Below are 25,948 nucleotides of genomic sequence, written 5' to 3' on the forward strand. Positions count from 1 at the left end.
GCGATCAGCCGGAAACGGCTGCGATCTCGCTCTCCTTGTCGAGATGCGACGGTGCCCAGCCTAGTTCGAGGCGCGCCTTGGCGCCGCTCAGCCGCTGGTCGAGCGCATACCCTCTCGCCCATTCGCCGAGTTCGGCGGCGATCGCGTCGGCAGACAGGATCTGCGGCGCTTGGTCCGGCTTGCCGAAGCGTCTGGCGAAAGCGCGCGCGATGCGGCCGACGGAAAATCCCTCGATCGACGCGCCGATGTAACTCGATCCTGCGGGCGCCCGTTCGAGCGCCAGAGCATAGAGGGCGGCGAGATCCTCGCTGTGCACCAGCGGCCATCGCACCGCCTCGCTTTCGACAATGCGGACCCCTTCGCCGTCGCGGGCCTCGCCGGCGAAACGGCGAAATACCCCGCCTTCGGCCTCGTAGACCATCGCCGGATGGATGACGATGCCCGCGATGTCTGATGACGTCAGCACGCGCCTGATCTGCGGGACCATCCAGGCGAAGGCGGGAAGGGGCCGGAACGGCGTCTCTTCCGTGGCACCACCGTCACCCGTGGCGCCGAATAGCCAGCAGCCGCCGGTATAGATGAAGCGCGGCCTGTTTTCTTGTCGCGCGAGCGCGGGCAGGATGGCGTCAAGCAGCCGACGATCCACCGCGCCCATGTCGGTGTTGAAATCACACGCCGCGTGAATGACGGCGTCGATCCGCGGCAGCCTCGCGGTCCAGGCTTCGGGCGACCCGATGTCGCCGGCAAGCGGCGTCGCGGCCAATTGCCGGAGTTTTGCCGCGGACGCTTCGGATCGCGCGAGGCTGAACAATTCATGTCCCCGTTCAATCAGTTCCCGCACCACGGCGGAGCCGATCGAGCCTGTCCCACCGAGAACCAAGACGCGCACGATCTACCTCTTATGTGCAGCCCGCCCGTCAGTTGGCGCTGCTCGCCTGACCACCGCGTTAGCTTCGTACGAATATTGCGGTGCACGCGCGTGGCCGCAAAAAAGTCCCAAACCAATTCGCCGGCAAGAAAATTTTCTCTCAATTTGTTTCGGTCTGACTGAGCAGCGTATCGTACGCTTTTCACCCGCACTGGATGTGCTACCATTTTGCCGTCTGTTCCACCTCACCAAACCAAATTCGTCTCTCGAACGTTCAAAAAATAACAGGCGCAGCCATCAAGCTGCATAGGGAGTGACGCGATGAAATCGGCTTTCCATCGATCTATTCTTGCGCTCACGGCAATCCTCGTTGTCGCGGGGGCCAGTCAGGCCAACGCACAACAGAAGCCGCTGAAGAAATACGAGTCCGGTACCAAGGAGTTCTGGACCCATCCGCCGGACGACTGGTTCCTCGGCGACGAAACCGAAGCCCAGAAGGGGCTCGCGCCGCCGTCCGGTCCGCCGACCGGCTCATCCGACGCCGAACTGGCGACGCTGATGAAGAAGATCAAGCTGCCCGCGGGCTTCAAGATCGAGGTCTATGCCTCGAACGTGCTGGCGGCGCGGCAGATGGCCTGGGGCGACAAGGGGACGCTGTTCGTCGGCTCCTTCGGCCTCGGCAATGTCTATGCGATCAAGGACAATGGCGGCAAGAAAGAGGTCAAGACCATCCTCAAGGGCCTCAACATGCCCACTGGTCTGGCTTTCCGCGACGGCGCGCTCTACGTCATCGCCGTCGACAAGCTGATCAAGTACGAGAACGCCGAAGCCAATCTCGACAAGCTCGGCGACGGCAAGGTGGTGTATGACGACATGCCGTCCTACGCCGCGCATGGCTGGAAATATATCGCGGTCGACAAGGAAGGCTGGTTCTACATTCCGTTCGGACCTCCCTTCAACGTCGGTATTCCCCCGACCAGCGTGTCGCAGATCCGCCGCGTCGATCCCAAGACCGGCAATGCCGAAGTCTGGGCGCTCGGCGTTCGCAACAGCGTCGGCGGCGACGTCGATCCGCGCACCGGCAAATACTGGTTCACCGAAAACGCCCGCGACTGGATCAGCGACGATCTGCCGAGCGACAAGCTCAACATGATCAACAAGATCGGCGAGCATTTCGGTTATCCCTATTGCCACCAGGGCGATTTGCCGGATCCGAAGTTCGCGATGGGTCACAAGTGCTCGGAATTCACACCGCCGGTGCTGAATCTCGGCGCCCATGTGGCCCCGCTCGGCATGAAGTTCTATACCGGCGATCAATTCCCCGCCGAGTACAAGAACAACATCTTGATCGCCGAACACGGCTCATGGAATCGGCATAAGTACCAGGGCGCCAACATTACGCGCGTCACCGTCGGTCCGGATGGCAAGAACGCCAAGAAAGAGGTCTTTGCTTCCGGCTTCCTCGAAGGCGACCAGGGCTATCTCGGCCGTCCGGCTGATATCATCCTGGCCAAGGATGGTTCGATCCTTGTCGCCGACGACTGGGCCGGTGCGATCTACCGCATCAGCTACAGCAAGAAGTAAGGCTTAAGTGAAGAAGAGGCTGCGGTTGCTCCAGCAATGGAACTCGCCGCAGCCTTTTCATTTGAGGTATTGGCGATCTCATTTCGATCGTCATGCCCGGGCTTGACCCGGGCATCCATCAAACAAAAGATTCACTCAAGAAGATGGATTGCCGGGGCAAGCCCGGCAATGACAGCCGGAGGAATTGCGATGCGCAATGCACTTGTCGGAGCATCCGTTGCGGCGTTGATCGCGTTTGGTCCTGCGTCCCACGCCGCCGATATCGCCGCCGGCAAGGAGAAGGCCGAGCTCTGCGCCGGCTGTCACGGCGACAACGGAATTTCGCAGACCGAGAACATTCCTTCGCTGGCAGGCCAGCTCGATCAGTTCATCCAGTGGCAACTGGTGTTCTTCCGTGCCGGCACCCGCAAGAACGAGCAGATGCAGCCGGTTATCGAGCAGCTCAACAATGACGACATCCGCAACCTCGGCGCCTATTTTGCGCAGCTCGCGCCGCCGAAGGCGTCGAAATCGGACGACAATCCCGATCTGTCGACAAAGGGCGCCCAGGCCGCTGCCGGGCGGCGCTGCGCCTCATGCCACGGCGATAGTTTCGCCGGCACCAAGGCGGTGGCCCGCATCGCCGGCCAGCGCGAGGAATATCTCGTGAAGGCGCTCCGCGACTACAAGTCGGGCGTCCGCGCCGGCGGCGCGATGGCGACGATGGCCGACGTCGCCTATCCCCTCAGCGAGGAAGAGATCGAGGCACTGGCGCATTATCTGGCGAATTTGTAAATCTTTGTCGTCCCTGCGAACGCAGGGACCGATACCGCGTGATCTGTCGATAAGATGCGGTGGCTGGGACCATTTGCACAACAACTGCCGCGGCGTATGGGTCCCTGCTTTCGCAGGGACGACACCGAATGGTGGCTCTCACCCCCGCTGCTTCTCATAGGCCTTGAGATGCGTGTAGGCCGTCCGCAGCTTCGCCAGCGGCACCTTCGCGGCGTCGCCACGCGCGACGAGATCGCCGATCACATGATCCGCTTCGACCGCAGCACCCGCCTTGATGTCGCGGAACATCGACGCCGTCATTTGCGAGCCTTCGGCGGTGAGCAAGCCGCGGGTGCGCTCGAAGAACGGTCCGGTCGGGGCATGGCCCGCCGCTTTCGCGATCGCGCTGGTCTCATCCAGCATGCCGAGCATGAAATCCCGCCCCCCCGGGGCGGCCAGGATATTGCCCACTGACGTCCGCATCAGGCAGGTCGAGGCGGCGAGCGTGGAGAGAAACACCCATTTCTCCCACATCTCCTGCACGATGTTCTCGCTGGCGACCGCGCCGGTGATGCCGTTGGTCATGATTTTCGCAATGGCGCGGACGCGATCCGACATCTTGCCGTCGCGCTCGCCGAAATTGAGCGATTGCATCGGCTGGAGCTGCACCACCTCGCGCTTCTCGTTGAGCGTGGCCGCGATCGCACAGAGGCCGCCGAGCACGCGCTCGCGGCCGAATTTCGCATCGAGTATATCCAGATGCAGCATCCCGTTGAGCATCGGGATGATAGAGGTCTGCGGCCCGACCGCCGGCGCGAACGACTTGATGGCGTCGTCGAGGTCGAAAGCCTTGCAGCTCAGCAGGATGACGTCGAAATGTTGCCTGAGCGTATCCGCCTGCACGGTCGGCGGATTTTTCAGCGTGACGTCACCGTTCGGGCTCTTGATGACGAGGCCCGCGCTCGCAAGCTCGGAGGCGCGCTTCGGCCGCACCAGGAAGGTGACGTCGTTGCCGGCCTGAAGCAGCCTGCCGCCAAAGTATCCGCCGATGGCTCCGGCGCCGACCACGAGAACGCGCATGGATAACTTCCTTTTGTTGTTGTTGTACCCGGCTTGTCATGCCCGGGCATAGTAGTCTTGCTTTTGCGCAGACTACGTAAACTTGTCTGCGATCCCGGGCATCCACGCCTTTTCACTTCGATAGATGAAGACGCGGATGGCCGGGTCAAGCCCGGCCATGACGCGTCAATGCATGATTGATATGCGCGTCACCATTTCTCTCCGAACGGTCGAATCTCCAGCTCGAACGTCCAGGCGCTGCGCGGCTGCTGGTAGAGTTGCCAATAGGACGCGGCGACCGAGGCGGGCGGCATCAGCAGATCGGGATTGTTGAGCGCTTCCTTGCCCCAGAGCTGCTCGCGGCGCTCGCGTACCCAGGCGGTATCGACGCCGGAATCGATGATGAGATGGGCGACATGGATGTTCTGCGGCCCCAGTTCGCGCGCCATCGATTGCGCGACCGCACGCAACCCGAACTTGGCGCTGGCGAAAGCCGCAAAGCCGCTGCCGCCGCGCAAGGACGCGGTCGCACCCGTGAAGAAGATGTTGCCCTTGCCGCGCGGCAGCATCAGCCGGGCCGACTCGCGCCCGGCCAGGAAGCCGGCCCAGCAGGCCATTTCCCAGACCTTTCGGAACACACGATCGGTGGTTTCCAGGATCGGAAAATTGACATTGGCGCCGACATTGAAGATGCAGACTTCGAGCGGGGCATGCGCGTCGGCGTCGTTGAGGAAGGCCGCGACCTCGTCCTCCTTCCGCGCATCGAGCGTGCGCGCCACGATCGATCCGCCGGCCGCTTCGATCTCCTTGACCAGCGGTTCCAGCTTGGCGCCGTCGCGTCGGCCGGCGAACACGGTAAATCCCTCGGCGGCAAATTTCTTGGCGATCTCGCCGCCGATGTAGTCGCCGGCGCCGATCACGGCCACGGATGCGTTTCGCTTTTGCATTGTAGTGTTCCTTGGGCCTCCGTCATTGCGAGGAGCGAAGCGACGAAGCAATCCACACTTCCTTCGTAGTAAGATGGATTGCTTCGCTTCGCTCGCAATGACGGCGAGGGTTATTTCCCCGAAACCATTTCCTCGACTTCGCGCAACTGCTCCTTGCCGAAGAACATCTCCTTGCCGACAAAGAACGTCGGCGATCCGAACGCGCCGCGTTCGACCGCGGCCTGGGTGTTCTCGATCAGCTTTGCCTTCACCTCGGGCTCCTGCGAGCGGGCGAGCAGCTTTGCCGCGTCGATGCCTGACGACGTGAGCGCCTTCACGGCGACTTCCGGGTCGTCCATCTTCTTCGGCTCGACCCACATGTGATGGTAGGCCGCGTCGACATACTTCTCGAACACGCCCTCCAATTGCGCGGCTACGGCCGCCCGCATCAGGTTCAGCGTGTTGACCGGGAAAAATGGATTCATGACATAGGGCTTGACGTCAAAACGCTTGACGAAGCGCTCGGTCTCCAGCGCGTGAAACTCGCGCTTGTTCTTGATGCCGGCGAGCGTTTCGGCGGGCGACTTGTTGTTGGTGGCCTTGAAGATGCCGCCGAGCAGCACCGGGACATATTCGAATTTCACGCCCGTGCGCTTTTCGATCGCCGGGATCGCCTCATGGCTGAGGAAGGCGTTGGGGCTGCCGAAATCGAACAGGAATTGCGGATTTGAGCTCACGGCGGTCTCCCCGAAACGGCGCTTCTTATATGATCGCTATCATTCCAATTAGCGTAGCGGCTCGGATTGGCGGGATCAACCGGAGCTGCCCGGGTTTCTTGGCTCAGATTTGGCGTAGAAACGCCCGTTCCGCCAGACGTGCGGCGTGGTCGCGTATATCCGCCGGCCATTCGGCGATCAATTTTTCGAAACGGCGCGGGTCGGCGGCGAACAGCGCACGGATCGCCTCCTCGTAATGCGGCCGGTTGCCGGCCATAACGGACATGAAGCGGTAGGTCGCTTCCTGCCCGAGGCGGATACGGTCGGCGTCCTCGTTCACGCGCCGCGCCTCGTCGACCAGTTTTCGGATCGCCACCGAGGCGCCGCCCTTTTGCTGCGCCAGCCAGTCCCAGTGCCGCGGCAGCAGCGTGATTTCGCGGGCGACCACGCCGAGTTTCGGGCGGCCGGGACCGCGCGGTGGGGTGACCACAACATCTTCGTCGGCCGACGGCGTTGTGGCCGGTGGAATTCGCGCCAGCACGTCGTCGACCGAGCCGCGAAAGTCGAGGTCGACCGGCGCGCTGGTTTGGGCGTCAAAAACCAGGATCGAGGCGTGCGAATGCCGGTCGAGCGCGTCGCGGCCGGCGCGCGCGACGTCGCGGAGACTGCCCGATCCAATACAGCGATCGCCGTCGAAGGCGACGTAGGCGGGGTCAGCGGCCGGGGTCATACAATTCCTCAGGTTTGGGGCGTATATTACCCGGGTAAATTGTCGCTGTCAAAGAACCCGAGTCATCACCCGAACGGGTGTCTCGACTTTCGCGCGGCCGGCTGGCACCAACGCGCCATCAATCCGGGGGACGGTCATGCTGACGGTGCATCATCTCAACAATTCCCGCTCGCAGCGCGTGCTGTGGCTGCTCGAAGAACTCGGCGTGCCCTACGAGATCGTTCGCTATCAGCGCCAGCCGGACATGCGTGCGCCAAAGGAATTGCGCGCCATCCACCCGCTCGGCAAGTCGCCGGTCATCACCGACAACGGCAATACCATCGCCGAGTCTGGCGCGATCTGCGAGTACCTCATCGATACCTATGGCAACGGCCGCCTGATTCCATCAGCGAAGACGCCGGAACGGCTGCGCTATACGTATTGGCTGCATTACGCGGAAGGCTCCGCGATGTCGCCGCTGCTGCTGAAGCTGCTGTTCACACTGATGCCAAAGCGGGCGCCGGCTTTGCTGCGGCCGCTGGTGCGCAAGGTTTCGAACCAGGCGCTGACCACGCTGGTCAATCCGCAGCTCAAGCAGCACATGGATTATTGGGAAGACGAACTGGCGAAAAGCGAATGGTTCGCCGGCCAAGAATTCACCGGCGCCGACATTCAGATGAGCTTTCCGTTGGAAGCCGCTGCGGCGCGTGGCGGACTGGAGCAGGGCCATCCCAAGGCGATGGCGTTCCTCGAACGCATTCATGCGCGGCCGGCCTATGCGCGGGCGTTGGAAAAGGGCGGGCCGTATGTGGTTGGAAGGTAGCTAAGCTCTGTCATTCCGGGATGGTGCGCTAGCACCAGACCCGGAATCTCGAGCTTCCGGGTTCGATGCTGCGCATCGCCCCGGAATGACGACAACGGCTAGGGCTGCACCGCCCCAATCACTTCCTTCACCAGCCGTCCGAGCCCCCTGATATCTCCCGTTGGATCGACGCTGTCGCCGAGACGCACCACGACCAGATGCTGCGACGGCATGATCACGATGCGCTGGCCGAGATCGCCGGATGCGAAGAACGCATCGCGGGGAATGCCGAGCCGCTCGCGCCCCTTGGCGCTGGGATATTCGCTGCGATTGGTCCAGAAGCCCGCGGCATAATCCGTGTCGAGCGTTGCGGCGGCACAAAAATCGACCCAGTCCTCGTGCAGGATGCGTTTGCCGCCGACGATGCCGTCGTTGAGATAGAGCAGGCCGAACCTCGCCCAGTCGCGCGCGCTCGCCAGCATGTAAGTCGAGCCTTGCAGGGTGCCCGCGCCATCGAATTCCAGCGTCACGTTGCGCATGCCCAGCGGATTGAACAATTCGCGCCACGCGAACGCCAAGGTCTGCTCCGGTCCGCCGACGGCATCACGCACGATGCGCGCCAGGATTTGCGTGGTCGGGCTCGAGTAATGCCACCGCGTGCCCGGCGGTGCGATCATTCTGGCGTTGACGGCATAGGCGGCGGTGTCGTCGTGCAGGAACATTTGGCTCGAGCGATCGAAGCCGGAATTGGTTTCATCGAGATCAAGGCCCGAGGTCATGCGCATGAGATGCTCGACTTCGATCTCGCGGCGCGGATCGTCGGCACCGTGCCATTCCGGAATCGGCGCCGGCATCGAGGGCGTCACCAGGCCCTGCTGCGTCAGGATGCCGATCAGCGCATTGACCACCGACTTGGTTATGGAAAAACCGAGCAGCGGGGTGTCGACGCCGATGCCTGTGGCGTAGCGCTCGGCGATCACCTGGCCGTTGTGCACCACGACGACCGCCTTGGTGCGCCGAAACGGTGGATCGGGCGGCTCTTCGAAGGCGTGATCGAGCGCGGCCTTCAAGGCCGGATTTGAAGGCTCGACCACAGCGGGTCCTGCGATCTCAGGCAACAGCGGCGGCGTCTTCGGGGTCTTGAGCGCTTCGAGGTCGCTTCGCACAAGATAAGGCGGCTTCGATCCGTGTTGCTCGACGCAACCAAGCCCATCGTGAAACACAGCACGGCTGCGGAACAGGCCGAGCGTCGAGGTGTCGACGGTTTTGCCGGTGCGATCGAGCTGGAAGCCGAGCACAGGGCGCAGCAGACGAATCCCGGAGCGGTCGGAAGCTTCCGTGAAGATCGTCTGCGGATCGAGGCCCGAGACGAATGTTTTGACGCAGATGTTATGGGCGACATAGCCGGTAGCGACACGAATGGCGCGATCCGGGCGGAAGATCACGCCGGCAGCAGCCAGAATGGCCAGTACCAAACCGGCGACGATCCACTTTGCCCAACCCACACGCCTCTCCTGCAGACGGTCACACGGCGCCGCGGTCACGTATGGTGCGACCGCGGGCTATCCTCAATCAGGCGTCCGCATGCAATACCCTGCCACGGGTTTCCGGCAGCGCGAAGGCGGCAATGAAGAATACGCCATAGGCGGCGACAGCAAAGATGGCGATCGCGTTGGCGAGCGTCGTCGAGGTCGAGAGCGATCCGACCAGGAACGGAAACAGCGCGCCGATACCACGGCCGAAATTGTAGCAGAAGCCTTGCCCCGATCCGCGCAGCCTGGTCGGAAACAGTTCGGTGAGGAACGCGCCGACGCCGGAGAAGTAGCCGGAGGCGAAGAAGCCGAGCGGGAAGCCCAGCAGCCACAGCATCTCGTTGGTCAGTTGCAACTGCGTGTAGAGGATGACGATGGCGATGGCGCCGAGCGAGAAGGTCAGGAACAGGTTGCGCCGTCCGATGCGGTCGGCGAGCCAGGCGCCGACGAGATAGCCGGCGAACGAGCCAATGATCAGCGCCGAGAGGTAGCCGGTCGAAGAGACCACCGAGAGCTTGCGCTCGACGGTGAGAAAACGCGGCACCCAGAAGGTGATGGCGTAGTAGCCGCCCTGACAGCCCGTGACCATCAGCGACGCCAGGATAGTGGTCTTCAGGATCGGGCCTGAGAAGATCTCCCACAGTGCCGGCCGGTCACCCGAGGCGGCCTGCTTGACCCGCGTCGCCGCGGCGATCTCCGGCTCGGTGACGTAGCGGCGCAGATAGAACACCAGGAGCGCCGGCAATGCGCCGATCGCGAACATCCAGCGCCAGGCGAGTTCGGGCGGCAGATACGAGAACAGGATCGCCTGCGAAAGCACCGCCAGGCCCCATCCGACCGCCCAGCCTGACTGAACCGAACCAACCGCGCGGCCGCGATATTGCGCCCGGATCGCCTCGCCCATCAGCACCGCGCCCGCGGCCCATTCGCCGCCGAAGCCCAGGCCCAGCAGCGCGCGTGCAATGATCAACTGATCGAAATTCTGCACGAAGGCGCAGACCAGCGAGAAGAACGAGAACCACAGGATGGTGAGTTGAAGCGTCCTGACCCGGCCGATGCGATCGGCGAGATAGCCGCCGAGCCAGCCACCGACCGCGGAGGCCAACAGCGTCACGGTTCCGGCAAGTCCGGCGCTGCCCGGATCGACCTTCCACATCGCGATGATGGTGCCGATCACGAGCGGATAGATCATGAAGTCCATGCCGTCGAGCGCCCAGCCCGCCGCGCAGGCCCAGAACGTCCGCCGTTCCGGCTGATTCATATCGCGATAAAAAGCGAGAAGGCTGGTGTCCTCGATGGCAGCGACTTCGATCGCGCCCGATGGTTCGGCCGTGCTCATGATGTTTCCCCCGGAAGTTCTTAGCCGGCCTTTGCGCCACCCCACGCCGGCCGGTTGACGTGAGGCGCGGGCACCATACGCCGATGCCGTGGCCGGGCAAATCCCAAGCCCTCTAAATCCGGAGCCGCTATTGTCCCGCCGCGGCAGCACCGCGGGTGCGCGGATCGGGCGCGCCGAGCAGGCCGTTGGGCGTCACCGCAATCGAGTTGGCCGAGGTCTGGCCGACTGGCTCGATCACCTGATGACCCCTGGCCTTCAGGTCATCGAGGACTTCTGTGGGGAAGCCGCGCTCGACCCGGACCTCGTCCGGCATCCATTGATGGTGCACACGCGGGGCCGCCACGGCGGCGGCGACGTCCATCTTGTAGTCGATGACGTCGACGACGATCTGAACCACTGCCGAGATGATGCGGCTGCCGCCCGGCGTCCCCGTGACCAGCACCGGTCTGCCGTCCTTCAGCACGATGGTCGGCGACATCGACGATAGCGGCCGCTTGCCGGGGCCGGGCAGGTTGGCCTCATAGCCGACGAGCCCAAAAGCGTTCGACGCGCCTGGCGCCGCGGTGAAATCATCGAGTTCGTTGTTGAGGAGCACGCCGATGCCGTCGGCGACCAGGCCGACGCCATAGGGAAAATTCAGGGTGTAGGTGTTGCTGACCGCGTTGCCGCTGCTGTCGACCACGGAATAATGCGTGGTGTTGCTGCCTTCGCGCGGCGGTTTCAACGCCAATGCGTCGGCCGGCGTCGCGCGCGCGAGGTCGATGCCGTCGCGCTGTTTGGCGGCGTACTCCTTCGAGATCAGGATGTCGGCTGGCGCGTTGACGAAAGCGGGATCGCCGAGATAGCGCGCGCGGTCGGCGTAAGCGCGCTTCATGGCTTCGACGATGACATGCAACGAGGGCGCCGAGCCCTGCTTCATGTCGGACATCGGAAACCCTTCGAGGATGTTCAACGTTTCCAGCAACACCGTGCCGCCGGACGACGGCAGCGGCATCGACACGATGTCGTAGCCGCGATAATTGCCGCGCACGGGGTTTCGGATCACCGCCTGATATGATTTCAGGTCTTCCGGCGCTATGATGCCGCCGGCATTGCTGACGGCCTTGGCCAGCCGCTCGGCGATCGGCCCTTCGTAAAAGGCGCGCGATCCCTTTTCGGCAATCGCCGACAACGTCGCCGCAAGGTCGGCCTGGATCAACCGGTCGCCATCATGCAGCGGCGTGCCGTCGACGTGAGAAAAGATCTTTGCGGAATTCGGCCAGCGCGCCATCCGGCGGTACATGTCCGGCAAGGTGTCGGCCATGTCGTCGGTGACCACAAAACCGTCGCGGGCGAGCTCGATGGCAGGCTTGAGAATTTGCGCCAGCGTGAAACGGCCGGAGCCGTATTTTTCCAGCGCCAGCGTCAATCCCGCAACCGTGCCGGGTACGCCGATGCCGAGCGCCGAGTTGCGCGACTTGTCGGCATCGGGTTTGCCATCCGCGCCGAGAAAGCTGTCGCTCTTCATCGCCGCCGGCGCGGTCTCGCGATAATCGATCGCGATGTCTTCATGGCGCTCGGCCGAATGGATCACCATGAAACCACCGCCGCCGATGTTTCCGGCACGCGGATAGGTGACGGCCATCGCAAAGCCGGTCGCGACCGCGGCATCAATGGCATTGCCGCCCTGCCGCAGGATGCCGGCGCCAACTTCTGCGGCGAGTTTCTCCTGTGCAACCACCATGCCGTGTTCGGCGGGAACGGCATGAACAGTGGTGAGGACCGGCGGCGAATAGACCTGACGCTCCTGCGCAACGGCCGTAACACTGCAGGCGGACAGCAGCACGAGGGCTGAAATTCTCGCGCGCCACCCAGATGAAAATATCGTCATCAAAAATCCGCCGCAGTTGGAGTCTGTGACGCTTGGCGAACGCGCAAGCGTGGGTGACGCATGCTATATGGGTTCGCAGGCGCTCGGCAAAACGCCTTCGCGTGAATTTTGAAGGAATTCGAGGCATGGCGGTCGCTTCCGAGACCATTGGCGGCGAAATCCCGCAGCAATACCCGCGCCGGTCCGCCGTCATCAGCTGGATTTTCTTCGACTGGGCGGCGCAGCCTTATTTCACGCTGATCACGACCTTCGTGTTTGCGCCCTATTTCGCCAGCTTCGTGGCGCCGGATCCGGCCAGCGGACAAGCGCTGTGGGGCTTTGCCACTGCAGCCGCCGGCCTGATGATCGCGCTGATGTCGCCGGTGCTGGGCGCGATTGCCGATGCCAGCGGCCGGCGCAAGCCGTGGATCGCGGGTTTTGGCGTATTGCTTGTGATCGGCTCCGCGTTCATGTGGATCGGCAGGCCCGGCGATCCCGCGGTGATTCCGCCATTGCTGCTCGCCTATGCGATCGCGAGCGTCGGCGTCGAATTCGCCACCGTGTTCAACAACGCTATGATGCCGACCTTGGTGCCGCCGGACAAGATCGGGCGATTGTCCGGCACCGGCTGGGCCACCGGTTATATCGGCGGCATCCTCAGCCTGATCCTGGTGCTGGGCTTTCTCGCCGCCAATCCCGATACCGGGCGCACGCTGTTCGGCTTCTCGCCGCTATTCGGTCTCGATCCGGCCACGCACGAGGGCGACCGCATCACCGGTCCTTTGACCGGCATCTGGTTCATCATCTTCGTGCTGCCGATGTTTCTGCTGACGCCGGACTATCCGGCGCGACGACCGCTGCGTGCGGCGCTGCGCGAAGGCTTGACAGGCTTGAGGCAAACGCTCGGCGAACTGCCGAAGCAGAAAGCGATGGCGACGTTCCTGCTCGCCAACATGATCTACACCGACGGCCTGGTGTCGCTGTTCGCCTTCGGCGGCATCTATGCGGCCGGCACCTTCGGCTGGCATACGATCCAGATCGGTACCTTCGGCATCATTCTCGCCATCGCCGGAACTTTCGGCGCCTGGCTCGGCGGCAAGCTGGACGATCGTTTGGGACCGAAGCAGGTCATATCAGGCAGCATGCTGGTGCTGCTGTTCGCCATCACCGCGATCCTCTTGGTCGACAAGGATTCGATCTTCTTGGTGAAAGTTGCGCCGCCGGTACCGGGCGCGCCATTGTTCTCCGGCGCGGCCGAGCGCGCCTATCTCGTGCTCGGTTGCCTGATCGGCGCGGCCGGCGGTCCGCTGCAAGCGGCATCGCGCACGCTTTTGATTCGCCTGGCGCCAAAGGATCGCATCGCGCAATATTTCGGACTGTTCGCGCTGACCGGAAAAGTCACTTCTTTCATTGGCCCGCTGCTGATCGGCGCGATCACCGCGGCCACCGCAAGCCAGAAGGCGGGCATGGCGACGCTGGTGCTGTTCTTTGTCGCGGGGTTGGGGCTGTTGGTGCGGGTGAGGGAATTGCCCGTCGTCCCGGCGAACGCCGGCAACTGTTATGAAGGCCGTGGTGCGAGGTAGGCTTTCCGGTCTCGCACCATGGCGTTGAGGGTCGTGAGGAGTTTTCGGGCTACGGCGATCAGGGCAAGTTTGGCGGGTTTACCGGCGGTGCGGAGCTTTTGGTAAAAAGCTTTAACCGAACCATCGCGGCGTACGGCGTTGAGAGCGGCCATGTAGAGAGCGTCGCGGACCCGCTTGCGGCCGCCACCGATGGCTCGTTTGCCGCGATATAGGCCGCTATCGACGTTAAGCGGAGCCAGACCAGCCAACGCAGCCACCTGCTTAGGCCCGACGCGACCGAGTTCGGGCATCTGGGCGATGAGCTGCATACAGGCGACAGGCCCGACGCCTGGTGCCGATCGTATCAGACGCGCGTCGTCGGATATCGTCGGCTCGGCCTTGATGAGGGTTTTGATCCTGGCCTCGATCGCCTTGACCTCGCCGTTGAGGAAGTCGATGAGGCGCGCAATGCTTTCGATCATGGCGGGATCACGCGTCTCGCTGCGCCGGTTCTTCTCCTGAGCCCGCATGTGGACCAGTTGATCGCGGCGTTTTGCGAGGAGTGACAGGGCGTTCCGGGCTGGATCTGGCGCCTGTTCGGAAGCCGGCGCCATCGTCCGCGCAAAGCCGGCGAGCATGTGGGCGTCAATCGCATCGGTTTTAGCCAGCCGTCCTCGCGCGCGGGCAAAGTCGCGAGCGCGGGCGGGATTGATGCGGGCAAACCGGATCCTGGCCCGATGCAACGCTTCGGCAAGTTCTCGGTCGTAGACGCCTGTGGCTTCGAATACGACAAAGACATTGCCGCATCGCCAACGCGCCACCTGCTCCGTGATGGCCTGTAGCGCGTTGGCGATGCGCTCGGGTTTGCCGACGGCATCATCAAAAATGTCGAGCGTATGCTTGGAGACGTCGATTCCGACGCAGCGAAGGGATAAGATCATGGGGCCTGTCCCTGTGATGCGAGGTCTGTTGGCGCAGCCTCGTGCAACTGTTCAGGTTAATGGTCGAAACGGGCGGGAGACCGAGCCGGTTTACGGCGTCATGCGCCAGGGACCCAACGGCTTCCCGCCCACCCCATCATGACAGACCCTGCACACACAGGGACCCATACCGCGTGATCTATCGTTAGTTCGTTGAGGCCGGTCGCTTCTTCAACAACGGCCTGTGGTTATGGGTCCCCGCGCCCGTGCGCAATTGCGCACTAGGCGGGGACGACGATGGATAATCAATGCCTGAAATGCCTTACCCCAGTAAACACCATCGCGATGCCGTGTTCATCGGCGGCCTTGATCACTTCCTCGTCGCGGAGCGATCCGCCGGGCTGGATCACCGCGGTGGCGCCGGCCTCGATGCAGGCCAGCATGCCGTCGGCGAACGGGAAGAATGCGTCGGAGGCGACCACCGAACCCTTGGTCAGCGGCTCTGCCAGCTTCAGTTCGGCGGCGGCATCCAGCGCCTTGCGGGCGGCGATGCGCGCGGAATCGACCCGGCTCATCTGGCCGGCACCGATGCCGACGGTGGCGAGATCCTTGGCATAGATGATGGTGTTCGACTTGACGTGCTTGGCGACCCGGAACGCAAACTTGAGATCGCGCAGTTCGGCATCTGACGGCGCGCGCTTGGTCGCGACCTTCAGCGCCATGTCCTCGACCACGGCATTGTCGCGACTCTGCACCAGCATGCCGCCGGCCACCGTCTTCGCGGTCAGGCCCACGGTGCGCGGATCGGGCAACCCGTCGGCCAGCAGCAGGCGCAAGTTCCGCCGTCCGCCGATGATGGCGATCGCTTCTTCGGTCGCATCGGGCGCGATGATGACTTCGGTGAAGATGCCGATGATGGCGCGCGCGGTTTCGGCATCGAGCGTTCGGTTCAACGCGATGATGCCGCCATAGGCCGAGGTCGAATCGCAAGCCAGTGCCTTGCGGTAGGCCTCGACGAGATCGGCGCCCTCGGCGACGCCGCAGGGGTTGGCGTGCTTGACGATGACGCAGGCCGCGGTGCGCTTCGGATCGAATTCGCCGATGCATTCATAGGCCGCATCGGTGTCGTTGATGTTGTTGTAGGACAGTTCCTTGCCCTGCAACTGCCGCGCGCTGGCGACGCCCGGGCGCTTGTCCGGCGTGGCATAGAAGGCCGCGGTCTGGTGCGGGTTCTCGCCGTAACGCAGCGACTGGATCAAGCGGCCGCCGAAGGCGCGGTAATCAGGCGCATCGTTCTTGAGCTGAACCGCAAACCAGTTCGAGATCGCAGCGTCATAGGCCGCGGTGCGCGCATAGGCCTTGGCGGCGAGGCGGCGGCGCAGCCCAAGCGTGGTGGCACCCTTGTTGGCGGCGAGTTCGTCGAGCACGGCCTGATAATCGGAAGCTTCCACCACGACGGCGACATCGTCGTGATTCTTCGCCGCCGCGCGGATCATCGCCGGGCCGCCGATGTCGATGTTCTCGATGCAATCCTCGTAACCGGCGCCGTTGTCGACGGTGGCCTCGAACGGATAGAGGTTCACGACCAGGAGATCGATCGGCGCGATGCCGTGCGTCTTCATGGCGTCGGCGTGTTCCTTGTTGTCGCGGATCGCGAGCAGGCCGCCATGCACCTTCGGATGCAGGGTCTTGACCCGTCCATCCATCATTTCCGGAAAGCCCGTGAGGTCGGAAACGTCGGAGACCTTCAGCCCCGCTGCCGCGATCGCCTTGGCGGTGCCGCCGGTGGAGACGAGATCGATGCCGTGGCCGGCCAGCGCCTTGGCAAATTCAATCAGGCCGGTCTTGTCGGAAACGGACAACAGAGCGCGGGTGACGCGTCGCGGATGGTCGGTCATGGGCAAGTTCCTCGGTTAAAGGGTGCTATTGCCCAGGCGCGCGGCAGCTATGCCCGCGCTTCCCGATGGTGCTCCATCCAAAGTCGCCAGTCGCGCGAACGGCGGGTGGTTAGCAGATTTCGACGGCGGTAACAACGGCCAGATCCGGTTCGTGCCGGCACCCCTGCGCGACATTTTACTACAACGGCAATTCCGGCTCGCGGCGGGCGTTGCGCCTTGCGGTGGTGGCCGAGGGCGAGGTCGTCGAGCGCACAAAGCTCCAGCGGATCGACGGGGCGGTCCGCGAATCCTGCCGGATCACGATCTGGGCGGTGCGGCGGGGGCCGTCATTGCCGGCCAGGAACACGCTGTCCTCGAGGTCGACCTTGTCGTCGAGCGCTTCAAAGGTCCAGACGTCGCGGTTCGGCAATACCAGCATGACGCCGCGGGCGTCGCTGAGGCGGCTCGCCTTGACAGCGGGATGCAGATGAAACCGCACGGCAAAGTCGGTCTCGTTACCTTTAATGCGCGCGCCCGGCGCCGGCGACACCGTGTCCTCGCCGTCGAGCCGGGCGCCGTCCTGGGCAATCATCAGTACCCGGCGATGCACGATGCCAAATCGCGCGAGATAGCCGTCGTGCGAGGTGTGCAGCAGGTCGCCGTTCGCGACCGCCTCGCGATAGCTCTCCACATTGGACGGACCGCTGACAACAGGCGCGCCCTGCAACAGGCGCTTCATCGCCGACAGTTCGACGAACTGGCACGACGAAGTCTCGTGATAGGTCAGGGTCGAATGCGCCGCGGTCGAGCGCGCGAAGGCGCGCCAGTTGTCGCGGCCGGTCGAGGGCATGCCGCAATTGACGACGATCCGGCTCGGCCCCGAGGACAGTTCGAACGCCAGGCAGCCGGCATGCGCGTCCTGGCTGACATTTGGCGGCGGCGGCGGGCCGGTGTCGATGATGACGGTGGTGGCGCCGGCATCGAGGCGCTGAAATCCGGTATGCGGCATGCTCGACATCGGCACGCCGTGGGTGTCGTCGTAGGCGAGCAGGGTCGCGACCAGGTCGGACGGCGCGTTGCTCATGCCGTTGAACAGCGCAAAGCTGCCGTCGCCGTGGCGGAAGAAGCGCAGCATCGGCATCATGCGATCGATCGCGTTCAGCAGCGCCGCCGGCGGCGCGATGTTGCGCGCTGCAAATGTCTGGCGCAGCGGCAGCATGTCGCTGAGCAGTTCGACCAGCGCGCCGGGATTGCGCGAAATGTGCCCGCCGTCGGGCAGGATCTGCCGTTGCAGTTCGTCGGACAGCCGCCTTGTTGCCGAGCGGATGTGCTTGGCCTGGTTGGCCAGGCACAGCGAGGCGTAGCACAGCGCGATCAGCACCTGCAGCCGCGGGACGCCGTCGGCGATGTCGATCATGGTGTAGCGCAGGTAGCGAATCTCGCGGGTCAGTCCGCGCAGATATTTGCGATAGAACTTGTTGTCGGTGTCGCCGAGCACCAAAGGCGCCTGCGACAACAGCGAGATCACCCGGCGCGCCAGCACGTCGGCGCGGCGTTCGAGCGGCCGCCGCCGCCCCGGATTCGAGATCCAGTCGTCGACCAGCGAGCGGGCGTTGGCGCGGGTCAGCGCGGTATCGGCGGCGCGCAAGTGCCGCAGCCATCCGAAGCCGAGCAGCGCCACTTCCCAGTCTTCCGACGGCGGCTCGAGATCGAAGATCGAGCGGCCGTGGCAGGTCACGATCTTGCCGGCGAAGACGAAGCGGCCGGCATAGATTTCGGCGGCGCGGGTGGCGTCCGCGGTCCGCAGGTCATGCGGCGCGATGATCAGGCGGTCGGCCCGGCCCGGCCACAGCCGCGACAGCGCCACCGTCCCGCCGCTGGCGCGCGCCGCCATGCTCCGCGCAAAGCGGCCCATGATAAGCGTCGAGATGCGTCTGCGTTGAGCGACCGACACGCCGTGCCTTGGAAGGGAGGGAGGGAATTGTGGCGAATCCTTTTAATCCGGAAACGCCAGCATGACACCATCTTGAAACCGCGCGAATCACCCGAAGGGTATGGGATTCCGGCTTAAAATCAGGATTTAACCAGTCGTGCCGCGTAAAATCCATCCAACCCGCCAAGCCGGGGGTCTTCGTGGGGCAAATGGCAGGGCAGGGTGCGCAAATCGCCGTCTGCGGTGATGATTTCGCTGAGGCCCGCGACCTCGCCGGCCTCAACCGGCGCACGGCGGACGGCGGATTCGGTGGCCAAAAGCGCCGCGACCGCCTGCTCGCCTTCCTCGGGTTCGAGCGAGCAGGTGCAATAGACCAGCGTGCCGCCCGGCTTGAGCAGGGCGACGGCCTTGTGCAGCAACCGCTTCTGCAGGGTTGCCAGTGCCGCGATGTCGGCTTCCTGTCGCAACCAGGCGACATCAGGGTGACGGCGGATGGTCCCGGTCGAGGTGCAGGGTGCGTCGACCAGGACGCCGTCGAAGGTGCCGTCGCCGCCGGTCCATTCGGCGGCGTCGGTCACCACGTCACTGGCTTTGAGGTCCAGCCGGGCCAGATTGTCGCGCAGCCGCGACATCCGCGCCGGCGACCGATCGACCGCTGTGACGTCAGCGCCCGCAAGCGCCAATTGCGCGGTTTTGCCGCCGGGCGCCGCGCAGAGGTCGACGATGCGTTTGCCGCTGACGTCGCCAAAAAGCTTTGCCGGAAGTGCTGCGGCGGCGTCCTGCACCCACCATTGGCCTTCGGTAAAGCCGGGCAGCATCATCACCGAACCCTGCAGCAGGGTGCGGACGGTTCCGGTTGGCAGCGTTTCGCCATGCAGCCGCGTCGCCCATTGGGCTGCGTCTGTTTTCACGGTGATGTCGAGCGAGGGCTCATGGCTGATCGCCAGCGCCATCGCGCGCGCGTTGGCTTCGCCATAGGCGGCAATCCAGCGTGCCGACAGCCAGGGCGGAATATCCAGCGTCTGTGCCTTGACCTCGTCGATCAGGGGCTGGCCTTCGCGGGCGCAACGGCGCAGCACGGCATTGACGAGCCCGGCATATTTCGCGGCCCGCCGGTCCGATTGCACCAGCCGGACGCTGAGGTCGACGGCGGCATGATCGGGCACATCCATCCAGAGAATTTGCGCCGCGCCGATCAACAGCGCGCTTTGCGCGCGCGGCGCGTCGGTCGGGATGCCGCGATCGAGCAGGCGCGAAAGCAAATGGCCGAGGGTGCCGAGCCGCCGCAGGATCGTCGCCACAAGACGCCGCATCAGCGCGCGGTCGCGATCGGCCAGCGACTTCAGGCCGGGATGCGCGCCGGCGCCGTCGAGCTGGTCATCGAGCGTGCGGTGCTTGTGCAGGACGCCGTCGAGAATATCCGCAGCGATCCGCCGCGCCGCGAGACCAGGCACTTCGGAAGGTACTGCGAATCTTGAAGGGGGCATGAATCAGGAACGTCTCGGGAGGCGGAAAGGTTTCGGCGTATGCCTTTGAAAACAAAAACTCCTTTGGCAGGCGAATATGCCAAATGTAAGAATCGCCACGACGATTTCACGATTGTGATGTCATCCCGGCGTCCCTATTTTGGATACGAAGCGTGCCGCCGAAGAGTTTGAGATGACCGACGATCCTTCACCACCCTCTGCGCCAGAACGCAAGCCGTTGACACCGGCTGCCGAGCGCGCCCTCGCCGAGGCCGAGGCGCGCCGCAAAGCCGCTGCGGCCGCCGCCACGCCGCATCCGAAGGAATTTCAGGGCCCGAAAGGCCCGGAACCGACACGATATGGCGATTGGGAGCGGAAGGGCATCGCCTCGGATTTCTGAGGCTGTCTTTGCAGGGCTTGCCGATTGCCCCGACTCACCCCCTAGTCGGACAAATGCCCCCATACGAGAGGATTCGTCCTTACCGGTCCGCCCGAAACCGCTGGTTTGCGGCGGCGCTGCCGTGGCTGTTCGTGATCGCCGTGGCGGCGGGGACGATGCTGCCTGTGCGTCACTGGGTGCGTGACCTGTGGCAGCACCCGGCGGATAGTCAGGCGGCGCGAGACGCGGAAACCATCTGGCGACAGGCCGGCCATCCGGACCTGCACTATCCCGTCGACGTGCTGCGAACGATTGACGGCGACACGTTTCTGGCGCGCGTGCATGTGTCGCCCGGCCTCGACCTGACCACGCGGGTCCGCCTGCGCGGCATCGACGCGCCGGAGTTGAAAGCGGCCTGTCCGCAGGAATTGCAAATGGCCGAAGCCGCGACGGATGCCTTGCGCGCCTTGCTCGGCGAGGGCGAGGTCACGATCTCAAATATCGGCCCGGACAAATATAGCGGCCGGGTCGACGCGGATGTTGCGACCAGGAAGACTCCAAACGTATCGAGCGCGATGCTCGCGGCCGGTCATGCGCGCAGTTACAACGGCGGCCACCGCAGCGGCTGGTGTGCGAATGCCGATCAATTGCTTCCGAAATGAAAAAGCCGCGCGGCTGCGCGGCTTTCGTATTGAGATGTCGCGGATCAGCGCGTGACGGTCACGCTGGTGCCGACCGAGACGCGTTGATAGAGGTCGGTGATATCGGCGTTCAGCATGCGGATGCAGCCGTAGGAGACGAAGCCGCCGACCGAGCCCGGCATGTTGGTGCCGTGGATGGCGTATTCGCCGCCGGCCAGGGTCATCGCCGCGACGCCCATCGGGTTGCGCGGCGAGCCACCTTCAATCAGGTCCGGAATGTTCGGCTTGTCGCGCTTGACTTCCTTCGGCGGAGCCCAGGCCGGGTTGCGGTACTTGCCGTCGATCCGGGTGGTGCCGGCCCACTGCTTGCCGGACTTGCCGACGCCGACCGGGTAACGCATGGCGTGGCCGGAATCGAGAATGAGATACAGCCGGCGCTCGTTGGTCTTCACCACGATCGTGCCCGGCGTGTAATCGCCGCGGATGCCGACCATCTCCGGCCGCGCTTGCGCTGCCGACGACATCAAAACGCCTGCCCCAATGGTGGCGGCCAGCGCCATCGCTACTTTGATCGACATTCCAATCTCCACTTCCGCGCGCCCGTGCGAGGGGCCCTCAAATTGCCTGCAAATCCAGCGCGTTGCCGGTTTGCCGTCCTACCCACCCAATATTAACCGCGTGCCTTAACCGGATGGTTTCCACGCCGGGCCGGTGGTGAATTTCGATGAGGGGAAGAAACGGAATGTTCGAATCAAAGTAAATGACTTGAAAACAACACTTGGCCGCGAAATGCGCACAAGGCCGCCACGCGGCTGACAAAGGCGTGACCGGGTCAAGGCAAGGGGGCAAGCAAGAGCCCGGATGACGGATTTACCGCCGCGAAGGGTGGGCAGCTACCGCGCGCGCCCCGCGCCCTGTTTGGGCGCGAGGCGGATGCAATCGACGGTCGCTCAGGCCGTCGCGCCCTTCTTGTTCTGCCGGTTCTCGACGAGGTCGTCGACCACGGCGGGATCGGCCAGCGTCGAGGTATCGCCGAGGCTGCCCGGTTCGTCTTCGGCAATCTTGCGCAGGATGCGACGCATGATCTTGCCGGAACGGGTTTTGGGCAGGCCCGGCGCGAACTGGATCTGGTCGGGCGAGGCGATCGGACCGATGTCCTTGCGGACCCAGGCGACCAGCTCCTTGCGAAGTGCGTCGCTGGGCTGGGTGCCGGCCATCAAGGTCACATAGGCGTAGATGCCCTGGCCCTTGATGTCGTGGGGATAGCCGACCACGGCGGCTTCCGACACCGCCTCATGCGCCACCAGCGAGCTTTCGACTTCGGCGGTGCCCATGCGGTGGCCCGACACGTTGATGACGTCGTCGACGCGGCCGGTGATCCAGTAATAGCCGTCGGCGTCGCGGCGGCAGCCGTCGCCGGTGAAGTATTTGCCCTTGTAGGTCGAGAAATAGGTCTGCTCGAAGCGGGCGTGATCGCCATAGACCGTGCGCATCTGCCCCGGCCAGGACTTGGCGATGCAGAGATTGCCGCTAGTTTCGCCTTCCAGCACCTTGCCGTCGGCGTCGACGATTTCAGGCACCACGCCGAAGAACGGCTGCGTCGCCGAACCCGGCTTGAGTTTGGTCGCGCCCGGCAGCGGCGTGATCAAAATACCGCCGGTCTCGGTCTGCCACCAGGTATCGACGATCGGGCAACGGTCGTCGCCGACCACGCGGTGATACCATTCCCAGGCTTCCGGATTGATCGGCTCGCCGACCGAGCCGAGCAGGCGCAGACTGGCGCGCGAGGTCTTCTTCACCGGATCGTCGCCCGACTGCATCAGCGCGCGGATCGCTGTCGGCGCGGTGTAGAAGATGTTGACCTTGTGCTTGTCGATGACGTTCCAGAACCGCGAATTGTCCGGATAGTTCGGCACGCCCTCGAACATCAGCGTGGTGGCGCCGTTCGCCAGCGGCCCGTAGAGAATGTAGCTGTGGCCGGTGACCCAGCCGACGTCGGCGGTGCACCAGTAGATGTCGCCGTCGTGGTAGTCGAACACGTATTGATGCGTCATCGCCGCGAATACGAGATAGCCGCCCGAGGTGTGCAGCACGCCCTTGGGCTGGCCGGTCGAGCCCGACGTATAGAGAATGAACAGCGGATCTTCCGCATGCATCGGCTCGCACGGGCACTCCGTCGTCACCATGGCGGCGGCGTCGTGGTACCAGAGGTCGCGCGTCGGGTTCATGTCGACCGGGGAGCCGGTGCGCTTGACCACGACGACCCAGTCGACGCCTCCACTTTTTTGGATCGCGGCATCGACATTGGCCTTCAGCGGCACCTTCTTGCCGCCGCGCAGACCTTCGTCGGCGGTGATGACGATCCTGGACTGGCAGTCGGTGATGCGCTGGGCGAGGCTATCCGGCGAGAAGCCGGCGAACACCACCGAATGGATCGCGCCGATCCGCGCGCAGGCCAGCATGGCGTAGGCGGCTTCCGGAATCATCGGCAGGTAGATCGTGACGCGATCGCCCTTCTTGACGTTCCTTGTGCGCAGGATGTTGGCCATCTTGCAGACTTCGTCGTGCAGCTGCCGGTACGTGATGTGCTTCGACTGCGAGGGATCGTCGCCTTCCCAGATGATGGCGGTCTGGTCGGCGCGCTTCTCGAGGTGGCGGTCGATGCAGTTCCAGGCGACGTTGAGGACGCCATCCTCGAACCATTTGATCGAGATGTTGCCGGGGGCAAAGGAGACGTTCTCGACCTTGTGGAACGGCTTGATCCAGTCGACGCGCTTGGCCTGATCGGCCCAAAATCCGTTGGGGTCGGAGACCGAGCGGGCATACATCTCGCGGTATTTGGCGGCGTCGACGAAGGCGCGCTTGGTCCATTCCGCGGACACGTCGTAAATCTTCTCGGACATCGTTCCCTCCACTCATCGCGGCGCCGTACCAAATCTGGCGGCCGCAAACCCGATTTCATTGCCACGATTATGCGTCGCGGGGCGATCCCCGGACAAGGCGGAAACGTCTGCGACCTTGGTCGGTTGGGCGGCCCGCTGACCCCACCCCAAGTCAAAACGGCGATCATTTTCGCGGTTTGGAGGAGGTTGAAATCAACGTTATCGCGCGAATGGCTCCCATGACCGGTATCCAGTAACCGCAAATAACGGAATCGGGACTCGCAATGGCCATCCTTACCCCTTAAATGGCTTTCCCGGGGCCGGACGGCTCCCCCGGAACCAAGCCCATCAAGAGGCATTACCGGAAGAACCAGCGGAGCAAGGCAACGACGACGATGATGGATCAGCAGAATTTCGAGGCTACGCGGCCCGTTTCCGCCGATCCTGCCGTTGCTTTGGCAGAAGCGCTCGGGCAATTGCCCAAAACAACCCCCTCCTTGAAGGCGCCGGCGAGAATTCCGGCGCCGAAGGCCAAGATCGAAACCCGCGCGACGGTGGAGTCACTGGCGCAGGGCCACGGGCTGAAGCTCGGCGATCAGAACGGGCTGACCATCCGCCGCATCAAGCGCGGAAAGGGATATTCATTCATTCGCGCCAATGGCACGCCGATCCGACATGCCGGCACCATCAAGCGCCTGCACTCGATGGCGGTTCCGCCGGCCTATCGCGAAGTCCGCTATTCGGCGGATCCGGCGTCGCATCTGCAAGCCGTCGGCCTCGATGCTGCGGGCCGGTTGCAGTACCGCTATCACGCCGATTGGGAAAAGGTCCGCGAGCACCGCAAGGCGCATCGCCTGGCGCGGCTGGTCGCAGCACTGCCGAAGATCCGCCGCAACGTCTCGATGCACCTGTCGGGCAATGAGCCGACGCGTGAATTCGCGCTCTCGGCCGTGATCGAACTGATCGCGCGCACCGCGATCCGGCCTGGCAACGAGTCCTATGCCCGTCTCAACGGCACCCGCGGCGCCACCACGCTATTGAAGTCCAATGTCACCCTGGAAGACGACAGCCTGGTCCTGACCTTCAAGGCCAAGGGCGGCAAGGCCACGCGCAAGGAATGCGACGCGGCCAAGCTGGTGCGCGCCATCGGCATCCTGCGCACCGTTCCGGGCAAGCGCATGTTCCAGTACCGCGATAAATCCGGCACCGTGCGCGCCGTCTCGACCACGTCGGTGAACGCGTTCCTGCGCGAGATCGCCGGCATCAAGATTTCGCTGAAGGATTTCCGCACCCTGATGGCATCGGCCGTGGTGCTGGAATCGCTGTCGCGGATTTCGCCGGCGGCCAGCGAGCGCGGCCGTCGCAAGCAGGTGCTCGACGCCGTGCGCGCCGCAGCCGACGAACTGTCGAACACACCGGCGATCTGCCGCAAGAGCTATGTCCACGACACCATCGTCACCGCGTTCGAAGACGGCATCCTCGAACGCTTTGCCGCGACGATGAAGGGCTACCGCACCCAGGCCAAGCGCGAAGCGCTGCTGGCGCAGGTGGTGACGGCGGCGGCGGCGTAAGACGCACAAACGCGCGCGTCGTTTTTCTGCTCCGCCTGGAAGCCGCGTGAGCCGACCTCGGATTACATCTTGCCAGGTGGCTGGCGCGCATCCGGTCCGGGATCCCGTCCCGTGGCCGCAATCGCCAGCCGTGCAAAATAATGCATCCAACCCTTTTCGTGGTTGGCGCACTGCACAGCGTTCGGCAAGCCGCTATGGGTCATGCACAGCAGGGTGCCGCCGTCGCGATCAATCAGATCGATCTCGATCAGGCTCGAGCCCGGCGGCACCTCCTCGTTGCCGTCCCAACCGAAACTGTAGGCCAGACGGTGGACCGGGACGACTTCGCGGAACGCGCCGCGGGCGGTATTGCCGCGCTCACCGATTCCCTTGACGAGGTAGAGCCCGTCCGGATGCGGCTCGGTCGCGGCCTCCGTGCCCATCCAGCTCAGGATTTTGTCAGGATCTGTCAGGAAGGCGAAAACCGTGGCACGCGGGGCCGCGATCTGGGTCTCGCGTCGAACGATGAGAGGCTCAGTCATCCATGCTGCTCCAAGAAGCTGCTCCAAGACCTGAATGGGGCAGATGGCAGCGCCGGGGC

22 protein-coding genes and 1 riboswitch are annotated in these 25,948 nt (G+C 64.0%); of the genes, 7 read left to right on the forward strand and 15 right to left on the reverse strand.

Annotated elements, in window-relative coordinates:
• Positions 1–4 precede the first annotated feature (4 nt).
• A complete protein-coding gene (locus tag BLS26_RS17765) occupies positions 5–889 on the reverse strand; it encodes an NAD-dependent epimerase/dehydratase family protein (RefSeq protein WP_157676484.1) in 885 nt (294 codons plus the stop codon).
• A 300-nt stretch (positions 890–1,189) separates the two neighbouring features.
• On the opposite strand from BLS26_RS17765, the gene BLS26_RS17770 reads away from it, so the two are divergent.
• Entirely contained in the window at positions 1,190–2,452 is a 1,263-nt protein-coding gene (locus tag BLS26_RS17770) for a sorbosone dehydrogenase family protein (RefSeq protein WP_092513225.1), read from the forward strand.
• A 189-nt stretch (positions 2,453–2,641) separates the two neighbouring features.
• Positions 2,642–3,226, forward strand: coding sequence for a c-type cytochrome (locus tag BLS26_RS17775; protein ID WP_092513227.1), 585 nt, complete (start codon positions 2,642–2,644; stop codon positions 3,224–3,226).
• Positions 3,227–3,364: 138 nt separating this feature from the next.
• Here BLS26_RS17775 and panE read toward each other — a convergent pair whose 3' ends face one another.
• The 4 genes from panE to BLS26_RS17795 form a co-directional block, all read right to left on the reverse strand.
• Positions 3,365–4,285: a 2-dehydropantoate 2-reductase gene (panE, locus tag BLS26_RS17780; RefSeq protein WP_092513229.1), complete on the reverse strand. Its 921-nt coding sequence runs from the start codon at positions 4,283–4,285 to the stop codon at positions 3,365–3,367.
• 188 nt (positions 4,286–4,473) lie between these two features.
• Positions 4,474–5,211, reverse strand: a complete 738-nt coding sequence (locus BLS26_RS17785) for an SDR family oxidoreductase (RefSeq protein WP_092513231.1) — start codon at positions 5,209–5,211, stop codon at positions 4,474–4,476.
• 110 nt (positions 5,212–5,321) lie between these two features.
• Complete coding sequence (locus BLS26_RS17790; RefSeq protein WP_092513233.1) at positions 5,322–5,927, reverse strand: 2-hydroxychromene-2-carboxylate isomerase; 606 nt, start codon at positions 5,925–5,927, stop codon at positions 5,322–5,324.
• A gap of 103 nt (positions 5,928–6,030) precedes the next feature.
• Positions 6,031–6,636, reverse strand: coding sequence for a DUF2239 family protein (locus BLS26_RS17795; RefSeq protein ID WP_092513235.1), 606 nt, complete (start codon positions 6,634–6,636; stop codon positions 6,031–6,033).
• Positions 6,637–6,772: 136 nt separating this feature from the next.
• Between BLS26_RS17795 and BLS26_RS17800 the strand changes: the two genes are divergently transcribed.
• Positions 6,773–7,438 carry a glutathione S-transferase family protein gene (locus BLS26_RS17800; protein WP_092513237.1) on the forward strand — a complete coding sequence of 222 codons (666 nt, stop codon included), beginning with the start codon at positions 6,773–6,775 and terminating at the stop codon, positions 7,436–7,438.
• A gap of 98 nt (positions 7,439–7,536) precedes the next feature.
• Here BLS26_RS17800 and BLS26_RS17805 read toward each other — a convergent pair whose 3' ends face one another.
• The 3 genes from BLS26_RS17805 to ggt form a co-directional block, all read right to left on the reverse strand.
• Positions 7,537–8,922: a serine hydrolase gene (locus tag BLS26_RS17805; RefSeq protein ID WP_092513239.1), complete on the reverse strand. Its 1,386-nt coding sequence runs from the start codon at positions 8,920–8,922 to the stop codon at positions 7,537–7,539.
• Positions 8,923–8,989: 67 nt separating this feature from the next.
• Positions 8,990–10,288, reverse strand: a complete 1,299-nt coding sequence (locus tag BLS26_RS17810) for an MFS transporter (RefSeq protein ID WP_092513241.1) — start codon at positions 10,286–10,288, stop codon at positions 8,990–8,992.
• Positions 10,289–10,415: 127 nt separating this feature from the next.
• On the reverse strand, positions 10,416–12,158 hold the full coding sequence (ggt, locus tag BLS26_RS17815) for a gamma-glutamyltransferase (protein WP_092513243.1): 1,743 nt from the start codon (positions 12,156–12,158) through the stop codon (positions 10,416–10,418).
• 125 nt (positions 12,159–12,283) lie between these two features.
• Between ggt and BLS26_RS17820 the strand changes: the two genes are divergently transcribed.
• Complete coding sequence (locus BLS26_RS17820; protein ID WP_092513244.1) at positions 12,284–13,720, forward strand: MFS transporter; 1,437 nt, start codon at positions 12,284–12,286, stop codon at positions 13,718–13,720.
• On the opposite strand, the gene BLS26_RS17825 is transcribed toward BLS26_RS17820, so the two are convergent.
• The 4 genes from BLS26_RS17825 to BLS26_RS17840 form a co-directional block, all read right to left on the reverse strand.
• On the reverse strand, positions 13,696–14,640 hold the full coding sequence (locus tag BLS26_RS17825; protein ID WP_092513248.1) for an IS110 family transposase: 945 nt from the start codon (positions 14,638–14,640) through the stop codon (positions 13,696–13,698). The genes BLS26_RS17820 and BLS26_RS17825 overlap by 25 nt on opposite strands.
• A gap of 284 nt (positions 14,641–14,924) precedes the next feature.
• Positions 14,925–16,517 (reverse strand): bifunctional phosphoribosylaminoimidazolecarboxamide formyltransferase/IMP cyclohydrolase, encoded by a 1,593-nt coding sequence (purH, locus tag BLS26_RS17830; protein WP_092513250.1) that lies wholly within the window; start codon positions 16,515–16,517, stop codon positions 14,925–14,927.
• A 23-nt stretch (positions 16,518–16,540) separates the two neighbouring features.
• Positions 16,541–16,621: riboswitch (ZMP/ZTP riboswitch) on the reverse strand.
• A 74-nt stretch (positions 16,622–16,695) separates the two neighbouring features.
• Positions 16,696–18,411 (reverse strand): heparinase II/III family protein, encoded by a 1,716-nt coding sequence (locus BLS26_RS17835; RefSeq protein WP_172804623.1) that lies wholly within the window; start codon positions 18,409–18,411, stop codon positions 16,696–16,698.
• A 158-nt stretch (positions 18,412–18,569) separates the two neighbouring features.
• Entirely contained in the window at positions 18,570–19,916 is a 1,347-nt protein-coding gene (locus tag BLS26_RS17840) for an RsmB/NOP family class I SAM-dependent RNA methyltransferase (protein ID WP_092513254.1), read from the reverse strand.
• A 172-nt stretch (positions 19,917–20,088) separates the two neighbouring features.
• Here BLS26_RS17840 and BLS26_RS17845 point away from each other — a divergent pair, with 172 nt between their 5' ends.
• Positions 20,089–20,295 carry a DUF1674 domain-containing protein gene (locus BLS26_RS17845; RefSeq protein ID WP_092518185.1) on the forward strand — a complete coding sequence of 69 codons (207 nt, stop codon included), beginning with the start codon at positions 20,089–20,091 and terminating at the stop codon, positions 20,293–20,295.
• Positions 20,296–20,348: 53 nt separating this feature from the next.
• Entirely contained in the window at positions 20,349–20,936 is a 588-nt protein-coding gene (locus BLS26_RS17850; RefSeq protein ID WP_172804799.1) for a thermonuclease family protein, read from the forward strand.
• A 44-nt stretch (positions 20,937–20,980) separates the two neighbouring features.
• On the opposite strand, the gene BLS26_RS17855 is transcribed toward BLS26_RS17850, so the two are convergent.
• Positions 20,981–21,493: a L,D-transpeptidase gene (locus BLS26_RS17855; protein WP_092513256.1), complete on the reverse strand. Its 513-nt coding sequence runs from the start codon at positions 21,491–21,493 to the stop codon at positions 20,981–20,983.
• Positions 21,494–21,865: 372 nt separating this feature from the next.
• On the reverse strand, positions 21,866–23,818 hold the full coding sequence (gene acs, locus BLS26_RS17860; RefSeq protein WP_172804624.1) for an acetate--CoA ligase: 1,953 nt from the start codon (positions 23,816–23,818) through the stop codon (positions 21,866–21,868).
• 374 nt (positions 23,819–24,192) lie between these two features.
• Here acs and BLS26_RS17865 point away from each other — a divergent pair, with 374 nt between their 5' ends.
• Positions 24,193–25,368, forward strand: a complete 1,176-nt coding sequence (locus tag BLS26_RS17865; protein WP_092518189.1) for a DNA topoisomerase IB — start codon at positions 24,193–24,195, stop codon at positions 25,366–25,368.
• 62 nt (positions 25,369–25,430) lie between these two features.
• Here the strand turns inward: BLS26_RS17865 and BLS26_RS17870 are convergent, their stop codons facing one another.
• Positions 25,431–25,889 carry an SRPBCC domain-containing protein gene (locus tag BLS26_RS17870; RefSeq protein WP_092513260.1) on the reverse strand — a complete coding sequence of 153 codons (459 nt, stop codon included), beginning with the start codon at positions 25,887–25,889 and terminating at the stop codon, positions 25,431–25,433.
• Positions 25,890–25,948: the final 59 nt, after the last annotated feature.

It is taken from the genome of Afipia sp. GAS231, from assembly GCF_900103365.1.
Taxonomy (GTDB): domain Bacteria; phylum Pseudomonadota; class Alphaproteobacteria; order Rhizobiales; family Xanthobacteraceae; genus Bradyrhizobium.